At 56.8% G+C, this 4,812-nt stretch carries 3 protein-coding genes; all 3 read left to right on the top strand.

Features of this window, described 5'->3' with window-relative positions; genetic code table 11:
* Window positions 1-128: 128 nt before the first annotated feature.
* The 3 genes from F2P44_RS33780 to F2P44_RS33770 are packed head-to-tail and all read left to right on the top strand — an operon-like array spanning window position 129 to window position 4,779.
* Entirely contained in the window at window positions 129-770 is a 642-nt protein-coding gene (locus F2P44_RS33780; protein ID WP_167094391.1) for a DUF6531 domain-containing protein, read from the top strand.
* Window positions 761-2,404, top strand: a complete 1,644-nt coding sequence (locus F2P44_RS33775) for an RHS repeat domain-containing protein (RefSeq protein WP_167094389.1) — start codon at window positions 761-763, stop codon at window positions 2,402-2,404. The genes F2P44_RS33780 and F2P44_RS33775 overlap by 10 nt, the downstream gene beginning before the upstream one ends.
* Window positions 2,401-4,779, top strand: a complete 2,379-nt coding sequence (locus F2P44_RS33770) for an RHS repeat-associated core domain-containing protein (RefSeq protein WP_167094387.1) — start codon at window positions 2,401-2,403, stop codon at window positions 4,777-4,779. The genes F2P44_RS33775 and F2P44_RS33770 overlap by 4 nt, the downstream gene beginning before the upstream one ends.
* The last annotated feature ends 33 nt before the right edge of the window (window positions 4,780-4,812 follow it).

The raw sequence follows: 4,812 nt of genomic DNA, 5'->3' as shown, positions 1-4,812 counted from the left end.
CTATCTGCGCATGTCCAAACTCGCTCATTTACCCGTCAATCCCTTGCAGGCCGCCGCGAAGCGGTCGGTTTCAATTAGGCGATACCGTGGCGGTCGTCAAGTTTCACCGAAAACGTCATAGAGCCCCTATGAAGCGCTGGCGATTGGTATGCAACGCAGCGAAAAACTATCGCTATTCCGCTGAGGAAGATAAATGCGTCTCTTTCACACCTGAGACAAACAAGGATGCCGACGGGAAAAATATTGGCGTCGGATGTCCTGAAGAACCCGGACCGACCGTCGGCAAACCGATTCAGCCCGCCACCGGCAATATGTGGCACATCATCACGGATTACCAGGCCCCGCAGAGCGCCAGTAGCCTGACGCTGAGCCGTTTCTATAATAGTGCGCCCACCTATCCGGATCCCTACGTGGTTCGTGGCTTTGGCGTGCGCTGGACCCATTCGTATAACAAATCGCTCAGACCTGAAAAACAATACACTAGCGGAAGCACTTGCTGGCGGTCCCCGGTAGACGGCTCGTTCGATTGCTCGTCCGGTTTCCGGAGCGATGAGCCGATTCCAAGCAGGGTATCCGTCAGCCATCCTGACGGCAGGCAAACGATGTTCACCCGTTCCACCAATGGCAATTACACCAGTTCGCCCGACGTGTGCGACAGGCTGTCGCCAGTCATGGCGGGAGACAATTTGGCCGTAAAGAGTGGATACTCACCAGTGCACAGCATGACCGCACGGAACGTTTCGACGCTAAGGGTTTGCTGTTGTCCGTAACAGAACGCAGCGGGCTCAAGCAAGTATTCACGTATAGCGACGGCGTCAGTAATAACACTAGCGTCAGTCATTTTCCAGCAGCCGCACCCGCTTGTGCCAACGTGCATCCGGATGACGTACTTCCGGCCGGCCGCCTGCTCTGTGTGACGAACAACTGGGGACGCCAGCTTCAGTTCATGTATGACGTGAAAGGCCGCATTGCCGAAATGATCGATCCGGCGGGGAAGTCCACTCTTTACGAGTACGACGGGGCCTCGGGCGGCTGCATTCCAGGCAATGAAGCCAGCGTCTCCTGCAAGGCAAACAATCTGACCAAGGTGACTTACCCTGACGGAAAAAGCCAGACGTATTGGTATAACGAAGCAAGCAGAATCCAGATCAATGACGACACGGAATGCAAATTCCTGACCAAAACAACCGGAAATGGTTTTGGCCCCACGGCTTTCAGAAACCTGATGACTGGCCTAGTCGATGAAAATGAAGATCGCCACATCAGCTGGACCTACAACTGCGCCGGGCGGGCGACGTCGTCGCAACTCGGCGAAGACATCGACAAGGTCACGGTCGCCTATGTCGCTAAGCCTGATACAGGGGGGCCGCCATTGGCAATTGTGACCCACTATGTGGGGCCGAAGGAAAAACCGGTGACGTCGGTGAGCTACTTTGAAAAGGATTATGTGCAAGGGGTTGCCAAAACCACCAACATTTACGCACCCTGCGTAGAGTGTGGCTCGATCGCCCAACGTAAATATGACGCCATCGGCAATGTCAGCATGACGAAGGATTTCAACGGCAATTACAGCTGCTTCCAATATGAGGCCGGGCGCAATCTGGAAACGGCGCGGGTCGAAGGCGCTACGACAGGCGATTGCCCTTCGCTGCTGGCTGCGCAAACGCTCGCGCTGCCATTACGTAAAACGACCACCAAATGGCACGCCCAATTCCGCCTGCCGGAAACCATCGCCGAACCCAAGCGTATTACGAAATACCAGTACGACGTAAAAACCGGCAATGTACTCATCAGGACTGAGCAGGCCACCACTGACCTGACGGGCGCGCAGGGAGTGAACGCGCCTCTGACGGGAAGCGTCCGGAAATGGGCATATACATACATTAAGGGGCAACTGGAAACCGTGACCGGCCCGCGTACCGATATCGTTGACCTCACCAAGTACGAATATGATCCGCTCACAGGCTATCTGGTCAAGGTAACGAACGCCGCCAAGCAGGAGACGACTTACGGGGACCATGACGCCCACGGCCGGGTTCACACGATTCGCGCGCCAAACGGCGTCACGACAAAGCTGGGCTACACAGAGCGCGGATGGCTTGAGTCGCATGCGGTATCGGACGGCACGACCACACACATGACGACATACGCCTACAAGCCGTCCGGTCAGGTCGAGATGGTCACGTTCCCCGACAAAAGCGTGACGAAGTACACCTACGATGTCGCCCACCGCCTCACTTCCGTTGTCAGCGATCGCGACGAGAGCATCATTTATACGCTCGACCTCACCGGCAACCGGATCAAGGAAGAAGTGCGCGACCCCAACGGCAACTTGGTGCGCCAGATTACCCGTACCTATGACAAAACCGGCCGTCTGACGAGCCAAACCGGAGCTGCACGATGACCCGCCGTATTTTCAGCCGTTTGACCTCTGGCGCATTGATTGTTGCGATGACGTATACCCCGCTGCTGGGTGCCTATACCGGAACCCTGGCATCGGCACAGTCAGTGCCGGAAGCGGCCACCAGTTACAAATACGACCTCGTGGGCAACCTCAAGGAGGTGACCGATCCGCTGGGACGGGTGACGAACCTGACCTACGATCCACTCGACCGTATAAAACAGGTGGAACAGCCGCTCACCAACGGCGCCCGTCCGACCATCAAGTATGGTTACGACGGCGTCGACCAGGTGGCGACGGTGACCGATCCGCGCAACCTGGAGACGCGTTATGCCGTTGACGGACTGGGTAACCGCAGCGAGTTGGGTAGTCCCGATACTGGCCTCACCAAATCGACTTACGATGCTGCCGGCAACCTGAAGACTAGGACGTACGGGAGCGGTTACACGGATACCTATTTTTATGATGCGCTCAACCGGCTGATCCGGATCGTCTATACGATCACCATCGCTACCACGTTCGAGTACGACGGCGGTGCTACCCCGACCCCGAATGCGGCCGGGAAACTAACGCGGATGACGGATGAATCGGGTTACACGACGTATACCTATGACGCATTCGGGCGGCTCGCGACCAAATCGCAGACCACGACCGGCTTGGGGAGCTACACCAACACGCATACGCTGGCCTATGCTTACGATGCGGACGGCCGCCTGGCGAGCATGACCTACCCGAGCGGGAACCGCGTGAACTATGGCTACAACCATGCGGGCCAGGTCACCAGCATCACGCTGAACCCGGTGAAAGCCGACGGTACCGGCACGAGCACCGACAGCATTGTTTTGCTGAACAATATCACCTACGCACCGTTTGGCGGCACCACCGGCTGGAAATGGGGCAATAGCGTTCCAGCAAACCAGTACGCGCATGTGCGCACCTACGACCTCGATGGCCGCATCAGCAGCTATACGATGGGAAGCCCTTCGGCGAACGGCATTGTGCGCACGGTCAATTACGAGGCCGCCAGCCGCATCAAGGGATACACCCATGCCGGCACGGGAACGGCGCCCAGCCCTGCCAGCCTGGACCAGACCTTTGGCTACGACGAGTTGAATCGCCTGACCAGCTACAGCGGCAACGGAACCAGCCAGACCTACGCCTACGATGCCAGCGGTAACCGCATCAAGGCCAGCTTCGGTGCGAACAGCTACACGAACACTATCGACCCGCTCAGCAACAAGCTGAGCGCGACCACCGGCCCGGGGCCGGCAAAGACAAATGTCTATAACGGCGTGGGCGATTTGACGACGGACGGCACGCATGCCATCACTTATAGCGGACGGGCTCGGCCGTACCGTAACCAGAACGGTGCTGTCACAACACACCAGCTGTTCAACGGCCTGGATCAGCGTGTATTCCAGACTTACGGTGGTGGTATATTCGTCTATGACGAACAAGGACAGCTGGTAGGCGAGTACAGCTATCTCACCGGCAAGGCGACGCGCGAGACGGTGTACCTGGGCAACCTGCCGGTGGCAGTGCTGACGCAGACAGTGACAGGAACGGCACCTGCCCAAAGCACGGCGATTAACGTGTTCCATATTCATCCGGATCATTTGGGCACGCCACGGATGATCACGCGCCAGCTCGACAACAAGATCGTCTGGCGCTGGGACAACGGTGATCCGTTCGGGCTGACGCCGCCGATCGAAAATTTCAGCGGATTAGGTACCTTTACATTCAACTTGCGCATGCCAGGCCAGTACTACGACCGAAGCACGAATCTGTTTCACAACTACCACAGGGACTACGATCCGCAGACTGGGCGGTACTTGCAGTCCGATCCAATTGGTCTTAGTGGGGGCATCAATACGTATGCTTATGCCAACAGCGAGCCGTTGGCCTCTCTTGACCGCAACGGCCTTCTCGTAACTGGGATTTTGGCCAGAGAAACCGGAAACCTTACGATGTGGGACAACGACACCGGCCAAACTGTTTCTGTTTCCGCCTTTACGGGCGGCAGGACTGGTAATGTTTCCATTTTTGACCGAAATCCTCTTGCTGAAAGGGCTGCACCTGATGGAGCTTATGAAATTACAGAGAACGTGGGGCCTTCTGCCAAAATTCATCCAGATTGGTTCGCTCTTTTGCAGAGGAACGAAAGAGGAAGACTCAGAGATATGTTCCATGAGTACGGCGCACGCCGGTCAGGAGCGCGATTGCACTACGGGTCAGTTAGCTTTGGTTGCGTTACCGTAGATAAAAATATTGAAGGGCAAGAAAAGGTAACTATTCAGCCGCTACGCAGTTGGCCTGATCGGATCGCCAGCAAATGCACGGCGCAGCACTTCCAGCATGCTGTGCCCTTGTTTGCGTAGGGTGTCGAGGCAGGAGCGGATGGTGCAGAAGTT

Source organism: Massilia frigida, from assembly GCF_011682175.1.
GTDB classification, from domain to species: domain Bacteria; phylum Pseudomonadota; class Gammaproteobacteria; order Burkholderiales; family Burkholderiaceae_D; genus Telluria_A; species Telluria_A frigida.
The sequence above is the reverse complement of the archived record's forward strand: the minus strand, read 5'-3'. Positions and strand labels throughout refer to the sequence as shown.